This window comes from Flavobacterium sp. Flavsp81, assembly GCF_059491325.1.
On record NZ_CP168505.1, the window covers coordinates 3,478,954 to 3,502,868 of the forward strand.

The following is a 23,915-nucleotide window of genomic DNA, read 5'->3' on the forward strand; positions in this document are numbered from 1 at the left end:
TTATTCTTTTTACTTTTAATATGCTTTCTTAAAAAAAGAAAGTGCCATTCATATTTATTATTCAATATTCCTTATTAGTTCTCCACTTTTACGATAGCCATTTTGCTATTGTATGGTTTATTCCCTTTTGCTTCTAAGGCTTTCGTTGCTTCTGCTAAGCCTTCAAATTTTTCGTAATAAATATAATATTTACTTGTTGTTACATTATAAAAGAAATTAACATCTGAGCGCCCTGCAGCAACAGCTTTAGTTAAAAATTCGTCTCGTTTTTCAACACTGCTGTGAACTGCAATAATTAGATAATAACCACTCTCAGAATTTTTAATATTCTTAATAATTTGCATATTTGACTGGTCTTCACCAAAATCAAAATCACTTTCTGTTAATGGTTTACTACTTAATTTTGTTGTTTCTTTTATACGTTTAAGAGCGGCAACATCCTGTGCATATCTTCCCTGATCATTTTCATATGCTGCACGTTTAATTCTACGTTTTTTCTCAATCTCTGTTTCCGTTTTAATACGTTCTAAATTAGAGATTAAGGTAATATTATCTTGTTCGGCTCTCAATTGTGCCGCTTTCAATTGATTAATTTTCTCTAAATAAGCTTTATTCAAAGCATCATTTTTATTCGGAACTTTTTTAAGTCTTTCGTTATATAGGTTAGTCAAATTAGCAATAGCATCTTTTTGAGCTTTATTGGCGTCGGCTATTTGTGCTTTCAATGATTCTATCTGACTATTCTCAGCGGCAACACTCTTGAAAGGTTTTGGTTCTTTATAGATTCCTTTTTCACTTAAATCGTTTTCTTCTTTCAAATCATTCAAATCTTTTTGCTTATTGGCAACTGTTTTATTGAATTGAGCGATTAAATCTGATTGTGTTTTGCCTGAACTTTCAATGGATTGGGTTAAATTATCAATCTCTTTCGCACTTTCATCTTTTGTAGCTGCTGCTAGTGCATCTGCTGCAAGTTTCGCCTGAAGGGCTTCCGCATCGGCTTTTGCTTTAGCGTCAGCTGCCAGTTTCGCCTGAAGGGCTTCTGCATCAGCTTTAGCTTTAGCATCTGCAGCCAGTTTTGCCTGAAGAGCTTCCGCATCAGCTTTCGTTTTGGCGTCTGCTGCCAGTTTTGCCTGAAGGGCTTCTGCATCAGCTTTCGCTTTAGCGTCTGCTGCCAGTTTTGCCTGAAGAGCTTCCGCATCGGCTTTTGCTTTAGCGTCTGCTGCAAGTTTTGCCTGAAGGGCTTCTGCATCAGCTTTCGCTTTAGCGTCTGCTGCCAGTTTTGCCTGAAGGGCTTCTGCATCAGCTTTCGCTTTAGCGTCTGCTGCCAGTTTTGCCTGAAGGGCTTCTGCATCAGCTTTCGCTTTAGCGTCTGCTGCCAGTTTTGCCTGAAGGGCTTCCGCATCGGCTTTCGCTTTAGCGTCTGCTGCCAGTTTTGCCTGAAGGGCTTCCGCATCGGCTTTCGCTTTAGCGTCTGCTGCCAGTTTTGCCTGAAGGGCTTCCGCATCGGCTTTTGCTTTAGCGTCTGCTGCCAGTTTTGCCTGAAGGGCTTCTGCATCAGCTTTCGCTTTAGCGTCTGCTGCAAGTTTTGCTTTAAGAGCTTCCGCATCGGCTTTCGCTTTAGCATCTGCTGCTAATTTAGCTTTAGCTTCCTCAGCCAATTTCAATTGTTTTGCTTCTGCTTCTGCTTTTGCCTTATTTGTAGCTTCTGCATCAGCTTTAACTTTAGCATCGGCAATTAATTTTGCCTGTAATGCTTCCATATCAGCTTTAGCTTTCGCATCAGCTGCCAGTTTTGCCTGAAGGGCTTCCGCATCGGCTTTCGCTTTAGCGTCTGCTGCCAGTTTTGCCTGAAGAGCTTCCGCATCGGCTTTCGCTTTAGCATCTGCAACTAGTTTTGCCTGTAATGCTTCTGCATCGGCTTTTGCTTTGGCATCTGCTGCAAGTTTTGCCTGAAGGGCTTCTGCATCGGCTTTCGCTTTAGCATCTGCTGCCAGTTTTGCCTGAAGGGCTTCTGCATCGGCTTTCGCTTTGGCATCTGCAACCAGTTTTGCCTGTAATGCTGCTGCATCAGCTTTAATCTTTGCTTCAGCAGCTAGTTTAGCCTGAAGCGCTTCTGCATCGGCTTTCGCTTTGGCATCTGCAGCCAGTTTAACTTGTAGTGCTTCTGCATCAGCTTTCGCTTTAGCTTCGGCAGCAATTCTTGCTTGTCTTGCTTCTGCATCGGCTTTAACTTTTGCTTCTGCGGCTAATCTTTCTTTTTCTGCTGCTAATGCTGCTGCTCTTTCTTTAACAGCTGCTGCTGCTTTTGCTTTATTTGCTGCATCAGTTGCTGCTTTAGTTTTAGCTGCAGCTGCAGCTTTCGCTTTAGCTTCAGCAGCCAGCCTTGCTTGTAGGGCATCCGAATCTGCTTTAGCTTTGGCATCAGCAGCTATAATAGATTGTAAATCTGCCGCTTCAGTTTTAGCTTTAGCTTCAGCTTTACGTTTTGCTTCTTCTGCATCAGCTTTTGCTTTTGCATCAGCTATTAACTTTTCTTTAGTTATCTCAGCATCTGTTTTTACCCTGGAATCAGCGGCCAATTTAATTTTTAGTGCTTCTGCATCAGCCTTTGCTTTTGCGTCAGCTGCCAATTTCGCTTTCGCAGCTTCTGCATCTGCCTTAACTTTTTCTGCTGCTGCCAACCTTGCTTGTAATGCTTCTGCATCAGCTTTGGCTTTAGCTTCTGCCGCTAATTTTACTTTTGTCGCACCATCTACTCTCGTAATTGGTCCAGTTGATTTTTTTGCCATTACTGGTTTTGGTTTGGAAGTATCTATTAAAGAACCTTCATCATCATCACCATAATAGTAATTTGTATTTTTAAATTTATATGCAATAGTAAACTCATGGGAGGCACCAAGATTGGTAAAATTCCCGAATCCTCTTTCGTAATTATATTCGATTGCAATGCTAGGGGTAATATTAAGGCCAAAACCTCCTGAAACCCCATATAAAGTATTATAACCTGCTTGCGCCCATACTCCTTGTGGAATGGTAAGCACAGCAAGACCTGAAATTATAGTATTATCCTTTTTAATTTCTGTTTTTACAATTCCTGAAAATTTACTTTCATTAAGAAATCCGTAACTATCAATGTATCCTGTATACATTGCATGCAATTCAATGCCCTTTTCAGGATCATCTTTTACCATTCCGGAACCAAAATTATATAGTACCAAATTATTCATTGATACTCCGAAATCAAGAAAAGCTGTTCCGTAATTGATTCCTGGATTTACAGTAAGAAGTGTATAAGCAGGGAAATCACTTCCTATAGTGGTATCATCGGATATAATTTTTCCTTTGTTTAATCCACTTTTATAAGCTCCAACATTTAGACCAAAAGTCAAATTACTGTCTTCCTGCAAAACAATGTTATGAGCAAAATTGACAACTCCGCCAAAAACAGTCATTAAACCGTAATTTTGTTGAAATAACCCAATTGCATAAGCATCGTCTTCTCTTAAACGACCTGAATAATTAAATAAATAGGTATTTGGTGCATCATCAAATTGAATCCATTGTCTTTTATTATAAAAACTTACGTATGGATTTTGTTCCCTAACAAAACTAAATGTAGGGTTAATCAAATATCTGTTAAACTTTAAAGAATTCCTAATAGGTAACGAAAACGAAACAACTCCATTCTCATTTGTATCCTGAGAATAGAGTAATTGTATTGAACCGTAAAATAAAGTTAAGAATAGTAAAAATTTCCTCATATTATTTTATCACCGTTATTGACCCTTTTTTTTCACCTGCATCGCCTTGAATGACATAGTAATATACCGGATTTACATTTTTAAAATCTATTTCGGTTTGCGGCCAATCATTTTGATAATTGACAACGTCCAGAACCTTATCTCCATTAGAACTTATAATGATTACCTTAGTGGTCTCATTTATATATATATCGGGAATATTCCAGTATGGATTCAAACCACTCAACTTAATAACATTCGGGATAACCGTTGCATCACCTTGTGGGCCTAAAATGTTAAATTCAAATTCCTTTGTATTTATACAGCCGGAAGATTGAGAAATTTTAACTTTATATTTACCTCGCACGGCTACCAAATAAGTATCTGTTGTAGCGCCGGAAATTAGATTGTTATTTAAATACCATTCAAAAGTAGGATTTGTAGCATCAGTTGTTACAGATACGCTTAATGTTTCACCTTCTTGAAGTTGATAATCGTCTGGAGCATCAATACTAGCATCAAAACTATTACTCTTCAAATCGATACTTCCTGAAGCTTTACATCCTCCAAAGTCAACATCAACAGTATAAACGCCGGATTCATTAGTGCTATATGTGCGGCCGGTTACACCGGATATTACATCACCATCTTTTCTCCATACATAACTATTTCCGGAAGTTGCTGTTAAAACAGTGTTCCCTCCATTTGAACAAAAAGGATTTCCTAAACTTGAATTAATAGTTACTGAACCAGATCCGGAAGAACTTGTAACCGTAACACGATTTGAGCCAAAATTAACGTCAGAACACTGTCCGTAATCTAATTCTGCATAATAGCTACCTGCAGAATTTATGGTTAACTCTTTACCACTTTGTCCTGCAATTATTACATCGTTTTTATACCATTTATATTTAATATTAGGATAATTTGCCGGAGATGAATTAGTGGTAGCCGGAGTAGGGTTATCGACAGAAAGCGTTAAACTCCCTCCGGAACAAATAGTAGCGTTGGCAATTTGATTATTAATTGAAAATGCTTTTACATAGTCTTTATAATAAATGGTAAAAGAAGTAACACCAAGAAAATTTTTCAATCTTTGGCTGTTAACTGTTTTGTTACTCTTAATTCTTAAACTATAATTATCTGATCCTTTTATTCCAACAGGAATAGCAAATTTTATTGTTTGTTGCGTAGCAGACTGATTGGTTACTTCCAATTTTGTAGCAAGAATAGGGGAAGTCAAAAAAACTCCATTCTCATCAGTTAATTCTACATCAAAAGCAACATCAGCGGGAAAATTATTATAGAAAAAACTTACAAAATACTCATTAAAAGGAGCTCCTCCAACAATATCACCAGCACAAATATTTATAACATCCAAATTATTTGGTGCTATTGCCTGTGCAGAAGATTTGGAAACTGTAAATAAAAATACTCCTAAAAAAAGTGAAAAATTTATTAGGAGAGAAAGAGTAGTTTTTTTCCTCATATAGTACGAATTCTGGCTAAGTCTATATCTTCAAAAAACAAAATATCAATAAACGTTTCAGAAAAATCATATTTATAATTCTCAATAATATCTTTAGCAAGCGCAGAATACGTTGCGATATTTTTTGATCTTTTATCTGATGATACGTTAGGTTTCGATCTATCAATTCCGGCAGTGACTACAGCAAAGCTATCCTTGGGGATGGATAGCTCTACTATAAACTGTTTAGAATTATCTAAATTAATTGCAGGCGTAGGTGCCAATGATTGGTTAAGATTGTTCACCATTAATACCTGATCAATAGCAATAATTGAATTTATAGGTTTTTCAATTTTACTTTGAGCAAATAAACTTAATGATAAAGGGAAAACCAAAAATATTGTATAAATAGAATACTTTTTAATAGTTGGGGCCATTTTATTTGATCTTTATTTGAGTCCTGTCTAAGACGTATACATAAATTGTCTGGGGACTTTATTAATAAATTTACGCTTTGAAATAAAAATCTAAATTATTTATCTATTACCGCTTGATGCAGTAATTTTTCCTAATTGAAGTCTGAAATCTGGCTTTTTCGGATTAAAAATATCTATAAATGTTTCTTTGTTATCACTTTGAGAATATACGTTAAAAAACACGCTATTGCCATACCAACTCTCTAAATCTTCATTATTAGAATTGAATTCTGTAAAGATGTTTCCTTTACATAAATTGAAATACATTTCTTCAAATTTAATTTTCTTAAGATTGGCATCATTAATTTCTGTTTTACTATCCAGTAAAACGGCTGGATTAAATCCTGAAATTACACTGCGTTTTATTTCAAGTGAAGCATTTTCTGCAATATAAATTGCTTCTTTTACTAAACCTGACTGAATATCAGCATTAATATTTTCGCTGTCGTTAAGCATTGTAATATTTGATGCAATAACTAACGTTTGTTTTTTAGTAAAATCTGTTTCGCTTTTTTTCTCGTAAGATGCAACTTCTAAACAACGGGATCCATCTTTATTACTTGATAAATAAGAAGATCTTACAGCTAGAGAATTATGCAAACGGCATTGTATTCCCTGAGTAAATTTAAAATCATCATTGATAGATTTATAAGAAACCAATTTTGTTGCATTAACATCTCCTCCAAAAAATCCAAATGAATCTCCTGCAGAATAGCTAACCATTATATTATCTAAAATTGTTTTATTTCCAACACCAGCAAGGGTCAATCCATTGAAAGTCCCGGCCCCTTTTACTTTTTTACCAGCGAATTCTATTCTGACAAATCTTAAAATTCCTGAATTTGCTGCAGGATTATCACCTCCGTAAGTAGTAAGGGTAGGGTCAAGATCTAAATTATAAGATCCAACGTTACCAAATTTATTAATTGGAGCATCACTAAGAATTACAACACCTCCCCAGTCACCAGCTTTTTTCTGGCTGCGGTTTGAAGTAAATACAATAGGATCTGTCTCTAAACCATCAGCAATAATTGATGCACCTTTAGTAACTACTAATGTCCCTTTTGTTTCGAAATCACCAATGATTAATGTTCCCGGCTCAATCGTTAAAACAGCGTTATTGGTTACGTATACATTACCCTGCAAAACATAAATATTCTTCTTAAGCAGTTTTGTATTTGTAGAAATATTTCCGGCTAAAATTTGGTTAGCTTCTCCATATTCAACTTTGTTAGGCTTAAATTCGGTCCAGTTATTCAACCAATTGTTGTAGCCCATAATTCCTTTCTCTTGTTGAGCACTCATACTGGTAACTGTCAAAAGAATGCAGATGATCTGAGTAAATTTTTTCATGATAAGGGGGTATTAGGGTTAATAATAAATTTGGGTATGCGTAAATTTGGGCATGCATAAATGAAAAAACTCATTCCGTGCTTCTAAAAAAATCAGAAGACATCGAACGAGTTATTTTTTAAAACCTTTTTAAATGTTAACAGAAATTTAATCCATATATGTAAACATTTTAAAAAGGTTTTAAAAATATCTAAAATTACATTTCATTCAATTCGTTGAACTCATGTAAAGATTTCAATGTTCCTTCGTAAAATAAAATTGCTGCTATTAAATTTGCCTTGTCTGAATAAGGCATCATTTTTCTTTGAAAATCAACAGTAGTATCTAAGAATGCTGTAGTCCCTATAGCTTGATTATCTAAGGCTTTTTTATGCTCATTATCGTCTGGAATACCTAAGTCAGCCATAGTAACACCTGGTTTAGTAACCAGGGCAATATAAGGCAGGGTTTTAACCAATACTTTAATACGCTCGATATATAACTCTAATAATTCTCCTTTTTGCATTCCACTCAATTCTTTTTGATCGTGATATTTACGAATAAGAGCTGTAGTACTAATGATACTTCGAGGAGCATTCTTAGCTTGGGCTATAATTGCCCCTGTGGTCAGTAAAAAAAATACGCTTAAAAAAATAATTTTCCCTTTCATATATTCTTATTAAAAAGTTTGTTGTTGATGAAAACAAAAATATATAAATTAAGTTAATCTGCAACTTTAATATTTTTTTTTTTGAAAAAAAAACTTAAAAAAAACTTAAAAAAAAGATTGAAGCCTGAATAACAGTAGGTTTCAAAGCAGTTTTTTTTAATTCATTAAAATTATTTCTGTAGGATTTTTATTTTCTTTTTAACAGAAAAGTCAACAATTCGTCCATATGATAACTAAAAAAAACTTGCTTTTGAGCAAATTATTAAAAAACTATTAACAAAAAATTCTTAATATCTTCGGGAAACAATCTCAATGTTGATAAAAGTTGCGAAACAAATAACAAACAATTTAAATTTAAGTTTGCAATTTTTTTAAAAAATAAAGGCAGATAATTAAAGTTTATAATAGTGTTTTTGACTCACTCATTTTCTTATATCTTTGCTTCATGCAATTTTCACAAATTTTAGGTCAGGATTACATCAAAAGTCACTTGATAAAAAGTGCAGCTTCGGGAAGAATTCCGCATGCTCAATTGTTCATTGGGCCTGAAGGAAGTGGTACATTATCAACCGCTATTGCCTATTCACAATATATTTTGTGCAACAATAGCGGTAATGAAAACATAAATGGAAATGACTCGTGCAATTTAAAATTTCAAAATCTCTCACATCCCGATTTACATTTTATTTATCCAACAGTAACCACTGAGGATGTTAAAACCAAACCAAAAAGTTTAGACTTTATTCAGGATTGGCGAACATTTATTCAGGAAATGCCTTATGGAGGTTTATTCGACTGGTATAAAATTTTAGGCGTTCAAAACAAACAAGGCGAAATCAGGGTCGAAGATGCACAAGAAGTTTTAAAATCCCTTTCTTTAAAATCTTATGAAGGCGGTTATAAAATCATGATTATCTGGATGGCTGACAAAATGAATATTGCCGCATCAAATAAATTATTAAAGCTTTTAGAAGAACCCTCAAATAAAACTATTTTTATATTGATTTCTGAAAATGAAGAAGACATCATACAAACCATACGCTCACGTTGTCAGGTAATTCATTTTAACGGATTACCGGAAAAAGTAATTGCAGAAGCACTAGTTTCTCAAGAAAATATAGATTCTAACTTAGCAAAAAAAATTGCACATCAGGCACAGGGGAATTTTAATAAAGCACTTTCTTTATTAAAAGAAGACGATTCAGAATATCCTTTCGAACAATGGTTTGTCAATTGGGTCCGCGCAGCTTTCAGAGCTAAAGGAAATGCAGCTGCCATTCAGGATTTGATTTCCTGGAGTGAAGAAATTGCAGCACTTGGCCGTGAAAGCCAGAAAAAATTTATTCAGTTTTGTATTGAAATGTTCCGACAGGCACTTTTATTAAATTATCAGGCACCCGCTTTAGTATACATTGAACCAAAAGTCGATAAATTCAAATTGGAAAATTTTGCCCCTTTCGTGAATGGCAACAATATCCATGATATTTTCAAGGAACTTTCTGATGCTATGTACCACATTGAAAGAAATGGAAATGCAAAAATAATATTGACAGATTTATCCATAAAACTCACACGTTTAATTCATAAAAAATAGTTTAAAAATGAATAATGTTGCTTCAATTTTGCTTTTAGCTTTTTTAGCCATAACGTTTTTACAATCAGGTTATGAGAAAATTTTTTACTGGAAAGATAATGTTTCCTGGCTCAAAGAACATTTTGCCAAAACAATTCTAAAAAACCAAGTGCCGCTTGCCCTGCTTTGTCTTTTAATTTTAGAATTAATTTCCGGAATTTTATGCGTTGTAGGCGCAATTCAACTACTGTTTAACAGTGACCGTGAATTTGGCTTTTATGGTGCTGTATTTTCTTGTATTTGTTTGTTAATGATGCTTTTTGGTCAGCGATTAGCCAAAGATTATGATGGTGCCAGAACTATTGTTATATATTTTATTCCTGCCGTCATGGCTGTTTATTGGTTGAATTAAGCGGTCACAATTATTTAAAAAACAAGCCACAGATTTCACTGTTTTTAAGGATTTTTTTAGTTTCTATAATCTGTTTAATTAGTGAAATCTGTGGTAAAAAAATAAATTTTTATCAAGAAAAATGAATCCAAAACATCCTTCAGAATCTCTGACCATTTTAACCGATTTAGTTTTACCAAGTGAAACAAATCCTTTGAATAACCTTTTTGGCGGCGAATTATTAGCCAGAATGGATCGTGCAGCAAGTATAGCAGCTCGAAGACATTCACGCCGAATTGTAGTTACGGCTTCTGTAAACCATGTCGCTTTTAACAGAGCAATTTCTCTTGGAAGTGTTGTTACTGTTGAAGCAAAAGTCTCACGATCTTTTAAAAGTTCTATGGAAGTTTTTATTGATGTCTGGGTAGAGGACCGCGAATCCGGAAGCAGAACGAAAGCTAATGAGGCCATTTATACTTTTGTTGCTGTTGATGATACTGGAAGACCAGTTGAAGTACCACCAATTGCACCTGAAACGGAACTTGAAATACAACGTTTTGATGCCGCATTACGTCGCAAACAATTAAGTTTATTATTGGCCGGAAAGATAAAACCCGAAGAAGCAACAGAATTAAAAGCTTTGTTTATATCTTAAAAATCTTACTTTTTAAGATGCATAATTTGATTGCTACTTGAAAAAAAAGAAGTATTTTTACAAAAATACAAGCCCATACAAATCTAAATCAGGAAGTTATTTAATTTTCCGGTTTGTTTTAGAAAAAGAAAAAATTATAAAAATTTAGATGAAAGAAAAAGAAAAGATGAGTTCAGAAAAAGATGCCAAATTAAAAGCGCTACAACTTACGCTTGACAAACTAGATAAAACTTACGGAAAAGGAACCGTAATGAAAATGGGCGACAAAGCCATCGTAGAAGTTGAAACAATTTCTTCAGGTTCTCTTGGTGTTGATTTAGCTCTTGGAGTAAACGGTTACCCAAAAGGGAGAATTATTGAAATATACGGACCGGAATCTTCTGGTAAAACGACATTAACATTACACGCTATTGCTGAAGCTCAAAAAGCGGGTGGAATTGCTGCTTTTATAGATGCCGAACATGCTTTTGACAGAAACTATGCTGAAAAATTAGGCGTAGATATCGAAAATTTAATTATTTCTCAACCAGACAATGGGGAACAGGCTTTAGAAATTGCTGAAAATTTAATTCGCTCAGGTGCAATTGATATTGTAGTAATTGACTCTGTTGCAGCTTTAACTCCAAAAAGTGAAATCGAAGGTGAAATGGGTGATTCTAAAATGGGTCTTCATGCACGTTTGATGTCTCAGGCTTTAAGAAAATTAACAGGAACGATCAGTAAAACAAATTGTACAGTTTTCTTTATCAATCAGCTGAGAGAGAAAATAGGTGTAATGTTTGGAAATCCGGAAACGACAACGGGTGGTAATGCCTTAAAATTCTACGCTTCTGTACGTTTAGATATTCGTCGTTCATCTCAAATTAAAGATGGAGAGAATGTTATCGGAAACAGAACCAAAGTAAAAGTGGTAAAAAACAAAGTAGCTCCACCTTTTAAAACTGCTGAATTTGATATTATGTATGGTGAAGGAGTTTCTAAGACCGGAGAAATTTTAGATTTAGCTGTTGAATTTGAGATTGTTAAAAAAGCAGGATCATGGTTTAGTTATGGTGAAACAAAATTAGGACAAGGACGTGATGCAGTAAAATCACTAATTAAAGACAATCCTGAATTAGCTGATGAACTTGAAGCAAAAATTAAAGCACATATTAAGGAATTAGCTAACGCTTAAAACTTAAAATCTTAGACTAAGCTATCATATTTTCCAACCCCGCCAAGTTTTTGAAACTTGTCGGGGTTTATTTTTTTAAAAAAAATCCATTTTTAACGCAACCTTTTTGAAATAACCTCATCTTATAAATTAAGGCACAAGCAAACAGTTGGTTTTTGCCGACGTTTTTATTGTTTATCAAGAATTTTTTAATTCTTACGCAACCTTTTTCATTTTTAATACTCTATCATATTGTACATTAACTTGAGTTTGAAAACAACTCTTTATTATCACTGTTAATATTTTTAATCATGAAAGAAAAAATAGAAGGATTGTTGAATAAAAACCGTAAAAAAACCAAATTAAAGTTTAAGAAAGTACTACGATTTATTTCCGAAAAAATAATTCATCGATAAAATTTTGAATATAAAAGGGGTTTTAAATTCAAAAGAAAACCCGGCATGTCTTTAAACATATGCCGGGTTTAGATTTTTATAGAATTTATTAATTCTGATTTGCTTTCTTAAATTTAAGTAATCCTTTGTAAATCAATTGTCTGGTTTGATCACGAAGATCTTTTCTGTTTTCTGCTTCCAGTCCTTTGGTTTCAATAAAAGAAAGTACTTTTACTCGCATTTTTCCAGGACTTCCACTTAAAAAAGTATACGAAAATCGTTCTTTATTATCAGCAAAAACAATTGGAACAATCGGGATTTGATGATCAATTGCCAAACGAAAAGCCCCATCTTTAAATTCATCCAGCAAAATTGTTTCATCATCGGGAACCCCTCCTTCAGGAAAAATACAAATACTTAATCCTTGATTCAGGCGGTTTTGTGCTCTTTTAAAAACTTCATTTTTACTTTTCGAAGAATTTCTATCAACCAAAATACAGGTACGTTTATAGAAAAAACCAAACAAAGGAATCTTCGAAAGTTCCTTTTTTCCAACAAAAACAAATGGATTTCTAACCACAGCCAACATCAGCATTATGTCAGACATTGATGTATGGTTAGCAACAATCATATAACTTTTACCCTTTTCTAGTTTTTGCTCACGTTCTATTCTATAATAAAAACCCATCCCGAAGAGAATGAATTTTGCCCATATACGAGCCATTTTAAAAAAATATGGATAGCCCCTTTCAGTTATAATAGAAATCAACAAAAATGGCAGCATAATCAATATCGGAATGGCCATTAAGACATAAAACCAAATGCGCCAAATAACCCAAAAAATAATTTTTATTCCTTTCATAGCTTCAAATGTAAGAAATCGGAGGTGAATTTTCATAAAAGAATTAACTTTGCGAAACATAAAGAATACAAATATGAAATAAACCGACAAATTTTACATAAAAACATGCAATCTTTGCGGTTAAGAAAACGATAGAATGGCAAAAATACTTACCGGCGTTCAAAGTACCGGAACACCACACTTAGGCAATTTATTAGGAGCAATTATTCCTGCAATCGAATTATCAAATAATCCTGCGAACGAATCTTTTTTGTTTATTGCTGATTTACATTCAATTACACAAATAAAAGATGGTAAAACATTAAGAGAAAACACCTACAGCACGGCAGCAGCATGGCTGGCTTGTGGTTTAAATCCTGATAAAGTAACTTTTTACAGGCAATCTGATGTAGCTCAAACTGCAGAATTAACCTGGTATCTGAGTTGCTTTTTTCCTTTTCAACGCTTGACTTTAGCACATTCGTTCAAAGACAAATCAGATCGTTTAGATGATGTAAATGCAGGTCTTTTTACATACCCAATGTTAATGGCGGCTGATATTTTATTATACGATGCCGAGTTTGTTCCCGTTGGTAAAGACCAATTACAGCATTTAGAAATCACACGCGATGTCGCTTCACGTTTCAATCATCAAATGGGAGAAACATTTGTAATTCCTGAAGCTAAAATTCAGGAAGACAGTATGTTGATTCCGGGTACTAATGGTGGAAAAATGAGTAAATCGGCCAATAATATTATCAATATTTTTCTGGATGATAAAACGCTCCGCAAGCAGGTAATGAGTATTGAAACTGACAGTACACCACTTGAAGAACCGAAAAATCCGGATACATGTAATGCATTTGCTATCTATTCATTATTGGCAAATGAAACGCAAATTTCCGAAATGAGGGCTAATTATTTAGGCGGAAATTACGGTTATGGTCATGCCAAACAAGCTTTGTTTGAATTAATTACTGAAAAATTTAAAACTGAAAGAGAAAAATACAATTACTACATGAACAATCTTGGTGAAGTTGATGATTTACTGAAAAAGGGAGCTGAAAAAGCCGCAAATGTCGCAAATCCTGTTTTACAAAAAGTTCGTGAAAAACTCGGATTCGGTATTTAATTTTAAACAATATTCATCAAGCCTCTTGTTTTCAAGAGGCTTTTATATTTTAGTTTTTATTTGTAAATTCATGATATTAAATGATTTAATAATACTATTGCTAAATAGATAAAATTAAAAAGATGAATAAATTTATTGAAGATTACGATATTCCGCCATATTTATTTCAGATTATCAATATCATTTTTTGGGTAATTATAATATTTATACTGTACAAATTGTACAGACATTTTAAAAAAAGAAAACCATAAATATTCAAATAACAGATTCTTTTTAAATCGCTTCAAATAATTTTCCCGGCAGAGGCCGAATTACACCTTTAAGCTCCATATTCAATAGTATTCCGGAGATTTTATAAATCGGGAATTCACATTGCAGTGCAATAATATCCAATAATTCTTTTCCGTTTTTAAGCAGATAATCGTAGATTTTTTGTTCGTCAGATTCTAAATCAACAAACAATTGTTTTTGTACGGGTTTAGACTTATTTTCGATGTCCCAATTGAGCATATAAACCAAATCGGCGGCACTGGTTAATACATTTGCTTTCTGGATTTTTATCAATTGATTACATCCCTGACTGTATTTGTCAGTTACGCGCCCGGGAACGGCAAAAACATCACGATTGTAATCGTTTGCCAGATTGGCTGTGATAAGCGAACCTCCTCTATCTGCAGACTCTATAACGATGGTAGCTTCGGCCATGCCGGCAACTATTCTGTTTCGGCGCACAAAGTTTTCCTTATCGGGATTGGTTGAACTCCAAAATTCGGTTATAAAACCACCATTTTCTTCCATTTTCGACATGTACTTTTTATGTGCTTTTGGATAAATCTGATTTAAACCATGTGCCAAAACTCCTATTGTTTGCAGTTTGTTTTCCATTGCAAACTGATGAGCCACAATATCAACACCATATGCGAAACCACTAACTATTATTGGATCAAGAGGTGCCAGGTCTTCAATTAAATTTTTACAGAATTCTGTTCCGTATGAGGTTATTTGCCGCGTGCCTACGATACTGATTATTTTTTTGTTTTCTAAATTAATATTCCCGGCAGAAAAAATTAAAACAGGAGCATCAATACAATGTTTCAGGCGCTCAGGATAATTTTCCTCCTTAAAAAAAGACACTTTTATATTGTTTTTATTTATGAATTCCAGTTCCTGATTTGCCTTTTCAAAAACCGTTTTATCTTTTAAATTCTTTAATAATACTGAGCCGACACCATCTATAGCAGCAACCTGGTTCGTTTTGGTCTTGAAAATTTCTTCGGCACTGCCAAAATTTGCCAATAATTTCTTAGCCATAATATCTCCTACACCTTCCACTCGAAGCAAGGCTAATAAGTAAAATAAATCTTGTTCTGACATGGCGTATATAATTTTTTAAAGGATAATATTTCTAAAAATGGTATTGTTGCAGAATGGCAAATATATGAATTAGAAGTAAATTCTCTCAAAAATAAAAATTTAAAGATAGTATGCTTTGATTTTAAAAATATCAAATATGATTAACTTATTGAAAACTAATTGTCTATAAAATTTTGTGAATTGTTAATAAAAATTGTGAATAAAATTTTGATAACTATATTGGATGCATAACTTTGTTACTATGAAAATCGAAACTTACATCTCGCAATTATTGTATCGTTATCAGTGTGTAACGGTTCCCGGGTTTGGAGCATTCTTGTCCGAAACTCAGTCGGCACAGCTTAATGAAAGTGCAAATTCGTTTTTTCCACCTAAAAAAATGATCTCTTTTAACAGTCAAATCAAAAACAATGATGGTTTACTGGCAAATCATATTGCTCATGCAGAGAAAACTTCCTATGGATTTGCCGTAAGTGCAATAGCATTTGAGGTTTTAAGCTGGAAAAAAACTTTGGAAGAAAACGGAATAGTATATCTAAAAAATATTGGTGAAATTGGTTTGAATGAGGACAACAATCTAATTTTCTTTCCAACTGATCAAAACAATTACCTGTCAACTTCTTTTGGATTAAGCCCGTTTATTTCACCTTTGGTAAAAAGGGAAATTTTCGAAAAGAAAATCGAATCAATCGAACAAGGAAAAAATATAGCATTATATCCAGAAGAAGAAAAGAAATCTTCAAACTCGTATTTAAAATATGCTGCTGTATTTGTTCTGGCGTTAGGAATTACCGCAAGTATTGGTTATCCTTTATATCAAAATCAAATTGCTGCACAAACCCTTATGGTTGAAAGTGCAGTTCAGAAAAAAGTACAGAATAAAATTCAGGAAGCAACATTTTTAATACAAAATCCTTTGCCTGCAGTTACCCTTTCTGTAGATACGTCAAAAACGGATGAAAAATCGATGTTGCCTTACCATATAATTGCTGGTGCTTATAGAAGCGAAAGAAACGCAAAAAAAGCATATAATCAGTTAATAAAAAATGGTTACGAAGCCCGAATGCTTGGAGAAAACAAACACGGATTATTCCCGGTTTTATACGGAAGTTATGCTACTATGGCTGAAGCCGAAAATGCCCAAAGAGAAATTCAAAAAGCTGAAAATCCTGATGCCTGGATTTTAATTGAAAAATTATAAAACTAAAAAACCTATTCTTACGAATAGGTTTTTTTTATTCTGAAATTATCCTCGCATTCTGAGAAAGTATTACTTTCTTTTTATTATAAATAGTTAAACTTGCAGGAGAAGCTTCTTTTTCGCGTAAAGGTGCAATGTAACATTCATAAAGATATTGTCCTCTTTTAAAATCATAATGGTGATTACCACCTGTTCCATCAGCAACAAACTCTCCATTAGTTATAACTAAATCAGGTTTTTCACTCATCTTCTGGTTTTGGGACCAGGAAGCGTATCTGTAATTTTCATTGCCTAAATCATCGATTCTAATTTTGAATTTAGATGTAACTAAAACACAAACTGGTTCTTCAAATTTAGCCAGAGAAGGATGTACATCATTTTGCTCCGTTTTTATCAATTTTGCTTTCAGGTCATTTTCCAATTTCGATTGGTAATTAATAGCAATTAAACGACCATCTTCATCAATCCAGATGTCGCCATTATTAAGCATAATACCACGCCAGCCGACTTGTTCCCAATCTTTGGCAGGATTAGATTTTATGATTTTATCCTTCAGCGTAATATCAAAAATTTCATTATATCTTTTGATAAATTCTGTCTTGTTTTTAATTACCGGAATCGGATATTCTCTCTTAAATGGATATTTAACCAATTCAGCAACAGCTTCTTTTTTATCTTTTTTTACACAATCAATAAAATAGATAATTCCTTTTTGATATTCTTTTTTCAATTCTTGAGCAACAACAAAATTTGCTGAAAAAACCAGAAGAAAAAGATATATTCTTTTTGATTTCATTTTCATATAATTAATTATTAATCTGTATTTTACGTGAAACATTCGGCACGAAGCTAATCATTTATACTGGCTTTAAACATTTTAAGTTCATCCCAGGTAAATTCATCTCCGTGTTTTTCTTTCAATCCATTCAGAGATTCTTCCTGATAAAACTGAAAGGCTTCCCGCAGGGCCAATATTTTATCATACGGCAGCACATCAGAAATTTCGATTTTTTTAGCCTGAATTAATTTAACCAGATGCATTTCTATAGTTTGTGCCGTAAGTTTTCGGATTCGGGCAATATCCTGAACAGAATTCTTTTCGATCCATAAATCATATGTTTCCTCAACTGTCGTTTTTTTGGCAGCTTTTGGCTCGTTTTTATCCAGTTTTTTTGAAGTATACCGAATAACTTGTTCTTCTGGTTGAAAAATGTCTGTATTGGTCATTTTAAACTCTTCACGAATCTTTTCCAGCTTATTTGATTTGAAATTTTTAATAGCAGATGAAGTCAGTTTTTCTTTGCAGATGGTTTCTCCGGCAACGACAATTTCAATCAATAATTTGGCTTTCATCAATCGCAAGACAGTTTTAGTCTGCAAGTCATCCAGAAAGGCTAATTCTTCATAAAATTCTTTTACTTTTTTAAATTTCTGAATTTCAGCCATTTTTTGCAAAATATCCAGAACCAATTTATCCATCGGTTTGAAAAAATAGTCATAAGCCGCCTCTACCCTTTCCTGAACAAAAAACAAATCGACAGTTTCTCTATTAAAAATTTTATTTAGCTGATTAATAAATTTTTGTGCGGGATCCGTTAGCTGATCAATCATTTCTAAACGCTTATGTGCCCAAATCGCATGTTTGGTTTTTTCTGAATTTGCTGCATTTTCGTTGTAGCTAAAACGATGATTTCTCCATTCCTGAGCCAAGTCTGCCCAATTAAAACTGTTAATCAAATAGTTATGAATAAAATTTTTTGTTTCGAAGTGCAAAGATTTCTTCAGAACATCTTCGGTAGCTTTGTTCAAAGCATAATCCATAACATCCTGATCGTTAGAGATGCCATTCATCTGCATCGGAGAAAGCAAAATAAGCCCATTTAAAGATCTTAAACGGGATAATGCAACATATGCTTGTCCGGGAAGAAAAACTTGCGATACATCGAGCGCAGCTTTATCAAAAGTTAACCCTTGGCTTTTATGTACTGTAATTGCCCAAGCCAATTTGATTGGATAATGTGCAAAAGTCCCTAAAACTTCTTCTTCTATGTCTTTTGTGAGTTCGTTTACCTTGTAACGAATATTTTTCCACTCATACTTCTCTACTTCGATCGTTTTATTTTCTTCAGGGAAATGCACAAAAATTTCTTCGGGTGAAAGCGACTTGATAACACCCATTTTTCCGTTAAAATATCGTTTTTCAAAAGACAAATCATTTTTAACGAACATTACCTGTGCGCCAACTTTCAGCTTTAGATTTTCTTCAACCGGAAAAATTTTTTCCGGAAAATCGCCTACTATAAAAGGCAAATAAGAATATTCTTTTCCGGCTAAATCATTTATTGACTGCTCGTTGATAGAATCTGCTTTGGCATTATGAGTGGTTAATGTGATATAGCCCTGGTAATTTTTTAAATCAAAATCCGTCTTTACATATTGATTTAAAAACTGAATATCCTCAGGAGAAATCTGATTATTACGGAGATTATTCAAAACTGAAATAAAATCATCATCAGTCTGGCGGTAAATCTTAGATAATTCAATGTATAACGGCGGGTTTTGCTGTATTGCATGCGAATGAAAAAAGAATTTCCCTTTATAGTAATTTCGCAACGTTCGCCATTCTTCATCACGAATTACAGGAGGCAGTTGCAATAAATCTCCAATAAAAAGTACCTGAACACCTCCAAAAGCATTAGAATTTCTTCTGACTGTCTGCATCATAAAATCAATGGCATCGAGTAAATCAGCACGTAACATACTTACTTCATCAATAATCAGTAATTCCATGTTTCTGATTACATTACGCTTGACGTTATTCATTTTGAAATGTCTTCGTAATGTTTCCTTATTTTCGAATTTAACCGTCTCTGTAAACTGAGGATTCGCCTCATAAGATGGAATAAAAGCAGAAAAAGGCAATTGAAACATTGAATGAATAGTAACACCTCCTGCATTTAAGGCCGCAATTCCCGTTGGCGCAACAACTACCGTGTTTTTATGCGTTGTGGCAATAATTTCACGTAAAAGCGTAGTTTTCCCCGTTCCGGCCTTACCCGTAAGAAAGATTGACTTCTGTGTCTGATTGATAAATTGTAATGTGTAAGCTGCTGCTTCTGAAACGTTTTGCATTTGGCGTGTATTGAAATCTAAAAGTATCGCATTTTCATAAAAGAAAAAACCTAAATCCATGATAGATTTAGGTTTTTAAAATTTAGTTAGTTTAGTTTTTATTTTTTAGCTTCTTCACCCTCTTTTGCCGCTGGTTTAGCGTCAGTTTTTGGAGATGCTTTATATTTATCATTTAAAGCTTTAATAATTTCTTTTGTGATATCATATTTGTCTTCAGCATATAAAATGGAAGCTGCATCACCAGTACCGTAGATGTAAGAGTACCCTTTTTCTTTACCATAAGTTTTGATGAATTTTTTAACTCCACTTACAAGAGAATCCATTTCAACTCCGCTTTCCTGTTGCAATTGTTGAGACAGGGCTTGTTGAGCATAACCCAATTGCTGCTCCCTTTTTTGCAATTCAGCTCCTCTTTGCTGTGCCCATGCCTGACCATTTGCCTGTGCCTGGCTTTGAAAACTGGCAGCGTCTTGTTTAAAACGAGTAATTTCAGCTTGTAGTTGTCTTCCTTTCTCTTCTGCCTGAGCTTTATATTTTGCCTCAAGATCTTTTGCTTCAGTGTACTCTTTCATTAAAACTGAAGTATCAACGTACGCTGTTTTTACTTCCTTAACTTCTGCTGTTTTATTACATGAAACAACTAAAACCGAAAGCGCGATAATTACTAATGCTTTTTTCATTTTCTGAATTTCTATTTTTTTATGTATGAAAGACAAAAATATGAAAAAATAAATAGCATCAACATAAAGTTTAAAAAATGCTATAATTTTATGATATTACTTTTATTTATCGATCAAAAAACAACGATAAGATATCACTATTAAAAGTGGCTTTCATAGCTTTTATTAGAGCTGATTTTTCAAAAAAAAGGACATTCTACCTTTGTTAGAGTTAAAAAATCGCTTAAATTGGCTTATTTTGCGTTTTAGTGGTTTTTTAAGACATAAATGTGCGATGAATACTCTTTTGTACGGCCTGCTTTTAAATTTGACTTTAATCCAACTAAAAACGCGCTGATATAATTCATTTTACCTGTTTTGTATTTTTCAGATAATAAACTCACATAAAAAGAATCAAATTTCATTGGAAGCACTTTTTCCAACTTCATATTCACTTTTTCAAAAAGAGATTGAATGGCTTTTTTTGAGAAATGCCAAAAATGAATCGGCACATCAAAAGCTGCCCAAAATTCTTTGTAATGTTTTGCATCGTACGATTTAAAATTTGGAACCGCAACAATTAATGTTCCAGTTGGTTTTAGCAAACGCTTCAATTCCTGAATTTGGAACTCCAAATCCGGAACGTGTTCCAAAACATGCCACATTGTAATTACGTCAAAAGAATTATTTTCGAGAACACTGATTTCATCAACAAAAGAAATACCTTTTTTAATAGCAATTTCTTTTGCTCTTTCACTTGGTTCTACTCCAACAATTTCCCAGCCATCATTTTTTGCCGTTAATAAAAAATCTCCGGTTCCGGCACCAATATCTAAAATTTTACCTTTTTGAGATTGCTCAGAATTAATTAAATTCAGTTTATTTTTCAGTGCCATATTTTTTACAAAATGATATGCTTTTTCAAATAAGGAACGTTTGTTGTCTGTATGCGAAATATAATCTTCACTTTCGTAATATCTTCCTAAATTTTCTAAATCAGGTTGAGGAGATGTAATTAGCATATCCAGATTTTCATCATAATACAATTCGAAAATTTCTTTAGAAACTGAATGGTCTTTAACCGTAAGAAAATGTTTTTTGTTTAAAACGTCCATTTTATAATTATTGGTATTTTGGTTTAATTTCAAAGTAAACCCTAAAAGCGAAATTTACACTTTTAGGGTTTATTGTTTTATATGTTTATTTTTTATTAGCGTTTCCAATTTATTTTTACAGCAGACATTTTTTCATTTTCAATTCTTGTTTCTGCTAAAACTGCAAAACCATTTTTGATATAAAACGGCATTGGAGATTTATAAAACTCATTGTTTTGTTTTACTTCATTTTCATGATCAATTACCCAACCATTCAAACTCGTATTTTTCTTTTTAATTTCATTGATCAAAAGAGAACCATTTCCTTTTCCCTGAATTTTACTGTCCAGAATTATAGCAAACCAATCTTCTCCTTCTCTTAAAAAAGTAAATGTCCACCTAATAATTTGATTCGAATCATCAAACAGCAAATAATGTTTTATATTTGAAAGTCCATTCAAATACAAATCAAAATCTTCAAGAGTTTTCAAATGCAATCTTGCAGGATATTCATTGTTCCAAATTTCACGTAAAATTTCTTTTTCTTCTAATGATAGAATTTCTTTTTCAATAATTTTCACAATAAGAAAATTTTAGAATTAATTAAACACATTAATAGAGTTCCATTTCAATTTGTTTCACGTGGAACAAATGTAATTTTAGATTCATAATTAAACGGTGCAACATTCTGAAATCTAAATTCTGAAATCTAAAATTCCTAACGGCCCATATAAATCAACAACACTGAAATATCACTAGGAGAAACACCACTGATTCTTGATGCTTGAGAAATTGTAACAGGCCGAATTTTACTCAATTTTTGTTTTGCTTCAATCGACATGGATTTGATTTTATTATAATCGAAATTTTCCGGAATTTTCACTTCTTCTAAACGAGTCAGTTTATCAGCGTTGTTTCTTTCCTTTTCTATATAACCGGAATATTTGACCTGGATTTCGGCTTGCTCCAAAATTTCCTGATCAACATCATTCGCTTCGATATATTCTTTTACTTTTTCAAATTTCATCATATCCTCCAGATCTATCTGCGGACGGGAAAAAACTTTGAACATTTTATCTCCTTGTGTAATCGGAGCTGTACCTTTAGATTCTAAAATAGGATTCGTTTCTGCAACCGAAACACTTGTTTCTTTAAAGAAAGCAACCATCTTTTCAGACTCGTTTAATTTCTTTTCCATTCTGCGTAAACGACCTTCAGAAGCAAGACCAATTTCATGAGACATTGGCGTCAATCTGAAATCAGCATTATCCTGACGCAACAACGTTCTATATTCTGCTCTCGATGTAAACATACGATAAGGTTCTTCTGTTCCTTTCGTAATTAAGTCATCAATTAAAACTCCAATATAAGCTTCATCACGTTTTAAAATCAAAGGTGCTTTTTCGTGCACTTTTAAATGTGCATTTATTCCTGCCATCAAACCTTGCGAAGCTGCTTCTTCATATCCTGTTGTTCCATTAATTTGTCCGGCAAAATATAAACCTTCAATTAACTTCGTTTCCAAAGTATGTTTTAACTGCGTTGGCGGAAAATAATCATATTCGATTGCATAACCCGGTCTAAAAAATTTTACCTTTTCAAATCCGGCAACAGAACTCAAAGCTTTGAATTGAATATCTTCTGGCAATGAAGTCGAAAATCCGTTTACATAAACTTCACAAGTATTCCATCCTTCCGGTTCTACAAAAAGTTGGTGACGCTCTTTATCAGCAAAACGATTTATTTTATCTTCGATCGAAGGACAATATCTTGGTCCAAGGCTTTTGATTCTTCCGTTGAACATTGGCGACCGATCAAAACCTTCTCTCAAAATATCATGAACATCCACCGAAGTGTATGTCATGTGACAAGATCTTTGATTCGTCAATGGAACGGTTAAATCCGAATAAGAAAACTTATCCGGTTTTGCATCTCCTTTTTCTTCGTTCATTTTCGAATAATCCAAAGAACGTCCATCCACACGTGGAGGCGTTCCTGTTTTCATCCTTCCAGATTCAAAACCTGCTTTCACCAAATCTTCTGTAATTCCGGTTGCGGCACTTTCACCTGCTCTTCCTCCTCCAAATTGTTTTTCTCCAATATGAATCAAACCATTCAAAAAAGTTCCGTTTGTCAACACAACAGATTTCGATCGAATCTCTACTCCCAACGAAGTTCTGATTCCTTTTATTTTTCCGTTCTCGATAATCAAACCTTTCACCATCTCCTGGTAGAAATCCAAATTTTGAGTTCCCTCCAACATCATTCGCCATTCTTCGGCAAAACGCATTCGATCACTTTGAACTCTCGGCGACCACATTGCGGGTCCTTTCGATTTATTCAACATCTTAAATTGAATTGCAGTTCGGTCAGAAACAATTCCTGAGTATCCTCCAAGCGCATCAATTTCACGCACAATTTGTCCTTTTGCAATTCCGCCCATCGCCGGATTGCAAGACATCTGTGCAATATTCTGCAGGCTCATAGTAACCAATAAGGTTTTCGATCCTAAATTTGCGGCGGCTGCCGCGGCTTCAGATCCTGCATGACCTGCACCAACCACTATAACATCATATTCTTCTAAAAACATTTTATCTTTTATTCTCCGGGAAACCGTTTAAGTCGG

The 23,915-nt window shown here is 33.8% G+C and carries 19 protein-coding genes; 6 read left to right on the forward strand and 13 right to left on the reverse strand.

Translation table 11 applies throughout. The features are described 5' to 3' along the window. Positions 1-74: 74 nt before the first annotated feature. The 5 genes from ACEN92_RS14505 to ACEN92_RS14525 form a co-directional block, all read right to left on the reverse strand. On the reverse strand, positions 75-3,764 hold the full coding sequence (locus ACEN92_RS14505) for a PorP/SprF family type IX secretion system membrane protein (RefSeq protein ID WP_495639066.1): 3,690 nt from the start codon (positions 3,762-3,764) through the stop codon (positions 75-77). 1 nt (position 3,765) lies between these two features. Further along, positions 3,766-5,232: a gliding motility protein SprC gene (gene sprC, locus ACEN92_RS14510; RefSeq protein WP_495639067.1), complete on the reverse strand. Its 1,467-nt coding sequence runs from the start codon at positions 5,230-5,232 to the stop codon at positions 3,766-3,768. Next, on the reverse strand, positions 5,229-5,648 hold the full coding sequence (locus ACEN92_RS14515) for a hypothetical protein (RefSeq protein WP_495639068.1): 420 nt from the start codon (positions 5,646-5,648) through the stop codon (positions 5,229-5,231). Before ACEN92_RS14515 ends, sprC begins: the two co-directional genes overlap by 4 nt. A gap of 99 nt (positions 5,649-5,747) precedes the next feature. Further along, complete coding sequence (locus ACEN92_RS14520; RefSeq protein ID WP_495639069.1) at positions 5,748-7,040, reverse strand: beta-helix domain-containing protein; 1,293 nt, start codon at positions 7,038-7,040, stop codon at positions 5,748-5,750. A 196-nt stretch (positions 7,041-7,236) separates the two neighbouring features. Continuing rightward, the gene (locus ACEN92_RS14525) at positions 7,237-7,689 is read right to left on the reverse strand and encodes a hypothetical protein (RefSeq protein WP_495639070.1); all 453 of its coding nucleotides are present in this window, start codon (positions 7,687-7,689) and stop codon (positions 7,237-7,239) included. Positions 7,690-8,134: 445 nt separating this feature from the next. Between ACEN92_RS14525 and ACEN92_RS14530 the strand changes: the two genes are divergently transcribed. The 4 genes from ACEN92_RS14530 to recA all read left to right on the forward strand — a co-directional run bounded on the left by ACEN92_RS14530 (position 8,135) and on the right by recA (position 11,482). Next, positions 8,135-9,283: a DNA polymerase III subunit gene (locus tag ACEN92_RS14530; protein ID WP_495639071.1), complete on the forward strand. Its 1,149-nt coding sequence runs from the start codon at positions 8,135-8,137 to the stop codon at positions 9,281-9,283. A gap of 7 nt (positions 9,284-9,290) precedes the next feature. Continuing rightward, positions 9,291-9,674 (forward strand): DoxX family protein, encoded by a 384-nt coding sequence (locus tag ACEN92_RS14535; protein ID WP_495639072.1) that lies wholly within the window; start codon positions 9,291-9,293, stop codon positions 9,672-9,674. Positions 9,675-9,795: 121 nt separating this feature from the next. Continuing rightward, entirely contained in the window at positions 9,796-10,308 is a 513-nt protein-coding gene (locus ACEN92_RS14540) for an acyl-CoA thioesterase (RefSeq protein WP_495639073.1), read from the forward strand. A gap of 166 nt (positions 10,309-10,474) precedes the next feature. Further along, complete coding sequence (recA, locus tag ACEN92_RS14545) at positions 10,475-11,482, forward strand: recombinase RecA (RefSeq protein ID WP_495642351.1); 1,008 nt, start codon at positions 10,475-10,477, stop codon at positions 11,480-11,482. A gap of 483 nt (positions 11,483-11,965) precedes the next feature. On the opposite strand, the gene ACEN92_RS14550 is transcribed toward recA, so the two are convergent. Next, complete coding sequence (locus ACEN92_RS14550) at positions 11,966-12,718, reverse strand: lysophospholipid acyltransferase family protein (RefSeq protein WP_495642352.1); 753 nt, start codon at positions 12,716-12,718, stop codon at positions 11,966-11,968. Between the two features lie 136 nt (positions 12,719-12,854). On the opposite strand from ACEN92_RS14550, the gene trpS reads away from it, so the two are divergent. Then, the gene (gene trpS / locus ACEN92_RS14555) at positions 12,855-13,829 is read left to right on the forward strand and encodes a tryptophan--tRNA ligase (RefSeq protein ID WP_495639074.1); all 975 of its coding nucleotides are present in this window, start codon (positions 12,855-12,857) and stop codon (positions 13,827-13,829) included. A gap of 273 nt (positions 13,830-14,102) precedes the next feature. Here the strand turns inward: trpS and dprA are convergent, their stop codons facing one another. Then, on the reverse strand, positions 14,103-15,203 hold the full coding sequence (gene dprA, locus ACEN92_RS14560) for a DNA-processing protein DprA (protein WP_495639075.1): 1,101 nt from the start codon (positions 15,201-15,203) through the stop codon (positions 14,103-14,105). A 241-nt stretch (positions 15,204-15,444) separates the two neighbouring features. Between dprA and ACEN92_RS14565 the strand changes: the two genes are divergently transcribed. Beyond that, positions 15,445-16,404: an HU domain-containing protein gene (locus ACEN92_RS14565; protein ID WP_495639076.1), complete on the forward strand. Its 960-nt coding sequence runs from the start codon at positions 15,445-15,447 to the stop codon at positions 16,402-16,404. Between the two features lie 34 nt (positions 16,405-16,438). On the opposite strand, the gene ACEN92_RS14570 is transcribed toward ACEN92_RS14565, so the two are convergent. The 6 genes from ACEN92_RS14570 to mnmG form a co-directional block, all read right to left on the reverse strand. Then, the gene (locus ACEN92_RS14570) at positions 16,439-17,200 is read right to left on the reverse strand and encodes a hypothetical protein (RefSeq protein WP_495639077.1); all 762 of its coding nucleotides are present in this window, start codon (positions 17,198-17,200) and stop codon (positions 16,439-16,441) included. 53 nt (positions 17,201-17,253) lie between these two features. Continuing rightward, entirely contained in the window at positions 17,254-19,536 is a 2,283-nt protein-coding gene (locus tag ACEN92_RS14575; RefSeq protein WP_495642353.1) for a helix-turn-helix domain-containing protein, read from the reverse strand. 98 nt (positions 19,537-19,634) lie between these two features. Beyond that, positions 19,635-20,216 (reverse strand): OmpH/Skp family outer membrane protein, encoded by a 582-nt coding sequence (locus tag ACEN92_RS14580; RefSeq protein ID WP_495639078.1) that lies wholly within the window; start codon positions 20,214-20,216, stop codon positions 19,635-19,637. A 245-nt stretch (positions 20,217-20,461) separates the two neighbouring features. Continuing rightward, the gene (locus ACEN92_RS14585) at positions 20,462-21,310 is read right to left on the reverse strand and encodes a class I SAM-dependent methyltransferase (protein ID WP_495639079.1); all 849 of its coding nucleotides are present in this window, start codon (positions 21,308-21,310) and stop codon (positions 20,462-20,464) included. A 95-nt stretch (positions 21,311-21,405) separates the two neighbouring features. Next, entirely contained in the window at positions 21,406-21,870 is a 465-nt protein-coding gene (locus ACEN92_RS14590) for a hypothetical protein (RefSeq protein WP_495639080.1), read from the reverse strand. 137 nt (positions 21,871-22,007) lie between these two features. After that, positions 22,008-23,879: a tRNA uridine-5-carboxymethylaminomethyl(34) synthesis enzyme MnmG gene (gene mnmG / locus ACEN92_RS14595; protein WP_495639081.1), complete on the reverse strand. Its 1,872-nt coding sequence runs from the start codon at positions 23,877-23,879 to the stop codon at positions 22,008-22,010. Positions 23,880-23,915: the final 36 nt, after the last annotated feature.

Bases quoted from the DNA above. Each gene is read 5' to 3' on its own strand.
- ACEN92_RS14505 (WP_495639066.1), bottom strand. From the start codon at position 3,764: ATGAGGAAATTTTTACTATTCTTAACTTTATTTTACGGTTCAATACAA.
- sprC (WP_495639067.1), bottom strand. From the start codon at position 5,232: ATGAGGAAAAAAACTACTCTTTCTCTCCTAATAAATTTTTCACTTTTT.
- ACEN92_RS14515 (WP_495639068.1), bottom strand. From the start codon at position 5,648: ATGGCCCCAACTATTAAAAAGTATTCTATTTATACAATATTTTTGGTT.
- ACEN92_RS14520 (WP_495639069.1), bottom strand. From the start codon at position 7,040: ATGAAAAAATTTACTCAGATCATCTGCATTCTTTTGACAGTTACCAGT.
- ACEN92_RS14525 (WP_495639070.1), bottom strand. From the start codon at position 7,689: ATGAAAGGGAAAATTATTTTTTTAAGCGTATTTTTTTTACTGACCACA.
- ACEN92_RS14530 (WP_495639071.1), top strand. From the start codon at position 8,135: ATGCAATTTTCACAAATTTTAGGTCAGGATTACATCAAAAGTCACTTG.
- ACEN92_RS14535 (WP_495639072.1), top strand. From the start codon at position 9,291: ATGAATAATGTTGCTTCAATTTTGCTTTTAGCTTTTTTAGCCATAACG.
- ACEN92_RS14540 (WP_495639073.1), top strand. From the start codon at position 9,796: ATGAATCCAAAACATCCTTCAGAATCTCTGACCATTTTAACCGATTTA.
- recA (WP_495642351.1), top strand. From the start codon at position 10,475: ATGAGTTCAGAAAAAGATGCCAAATTAAAAGCGCTACAACTTACGCTT.
- ACEN92_RS14550 (WP_495642352.1), bottom strand. From the start codon at position 12,718: ATGAAAGGAATAAAAATTATTTTTTGGGTTATTTGGCGCATTTGGTTT.
- trpS (WP_495639074.1), top strand. From the start codon at position 12,855: ATGGCAAAAATACTTACCGGCGTTCAAAGTACCGGAACACCACACTTA.
- dprA (WP_495639075.1), bottom strand. From the start codon at position 15,203: ATGTCAGAACAAGATTTATTTTACTTATTAGCCTTGCTTCGAGTGGAA.
- ACEN92_RS14565 (WP_495639076.1), top strand. From the start codon at position 15,445: ATGAAAATCGAAACTTACATCTCGCAATTATTGTATCGTTATCAGTGT.
- ACEN92_RS14570 (WP_495639077.1), bottom strand. From the start codon at position 17,200: ATGAAATCAAAAAGAATATATCTTTTTCTTCTGGTTTTTTCAGCAAAT.
- ACEN92_RS14575 (WP_495642353.1), bottom strand. From the start codon at position 19,536: ATGCAAAACGTTTCAGAAGCAGCAGCTTACACATTACAATTTATCAAT.
- ACEN92_RS14580 (WP_495639078.1), bottom strand. From the start codon at position 20,216: ATGAAAAAAGCATTAGTAATTATCGCGCTTTCGGTTTTAGTTGTTTCA.
- ACEN92_RS14585 (WP_495639079.1), bottom strand. From the start codon at position 21,310: ATGGACGTTTTAAACAAAAAACATTTTCTTACGGTTAAAGACCATTCA.
- mnmG (WP_495639081.1), bottom strand. From the start codon at position 23,879: ATGTTTTTAGAAGAATATGATGTTATAGTGGTTGGTGCAGGTCATGCA.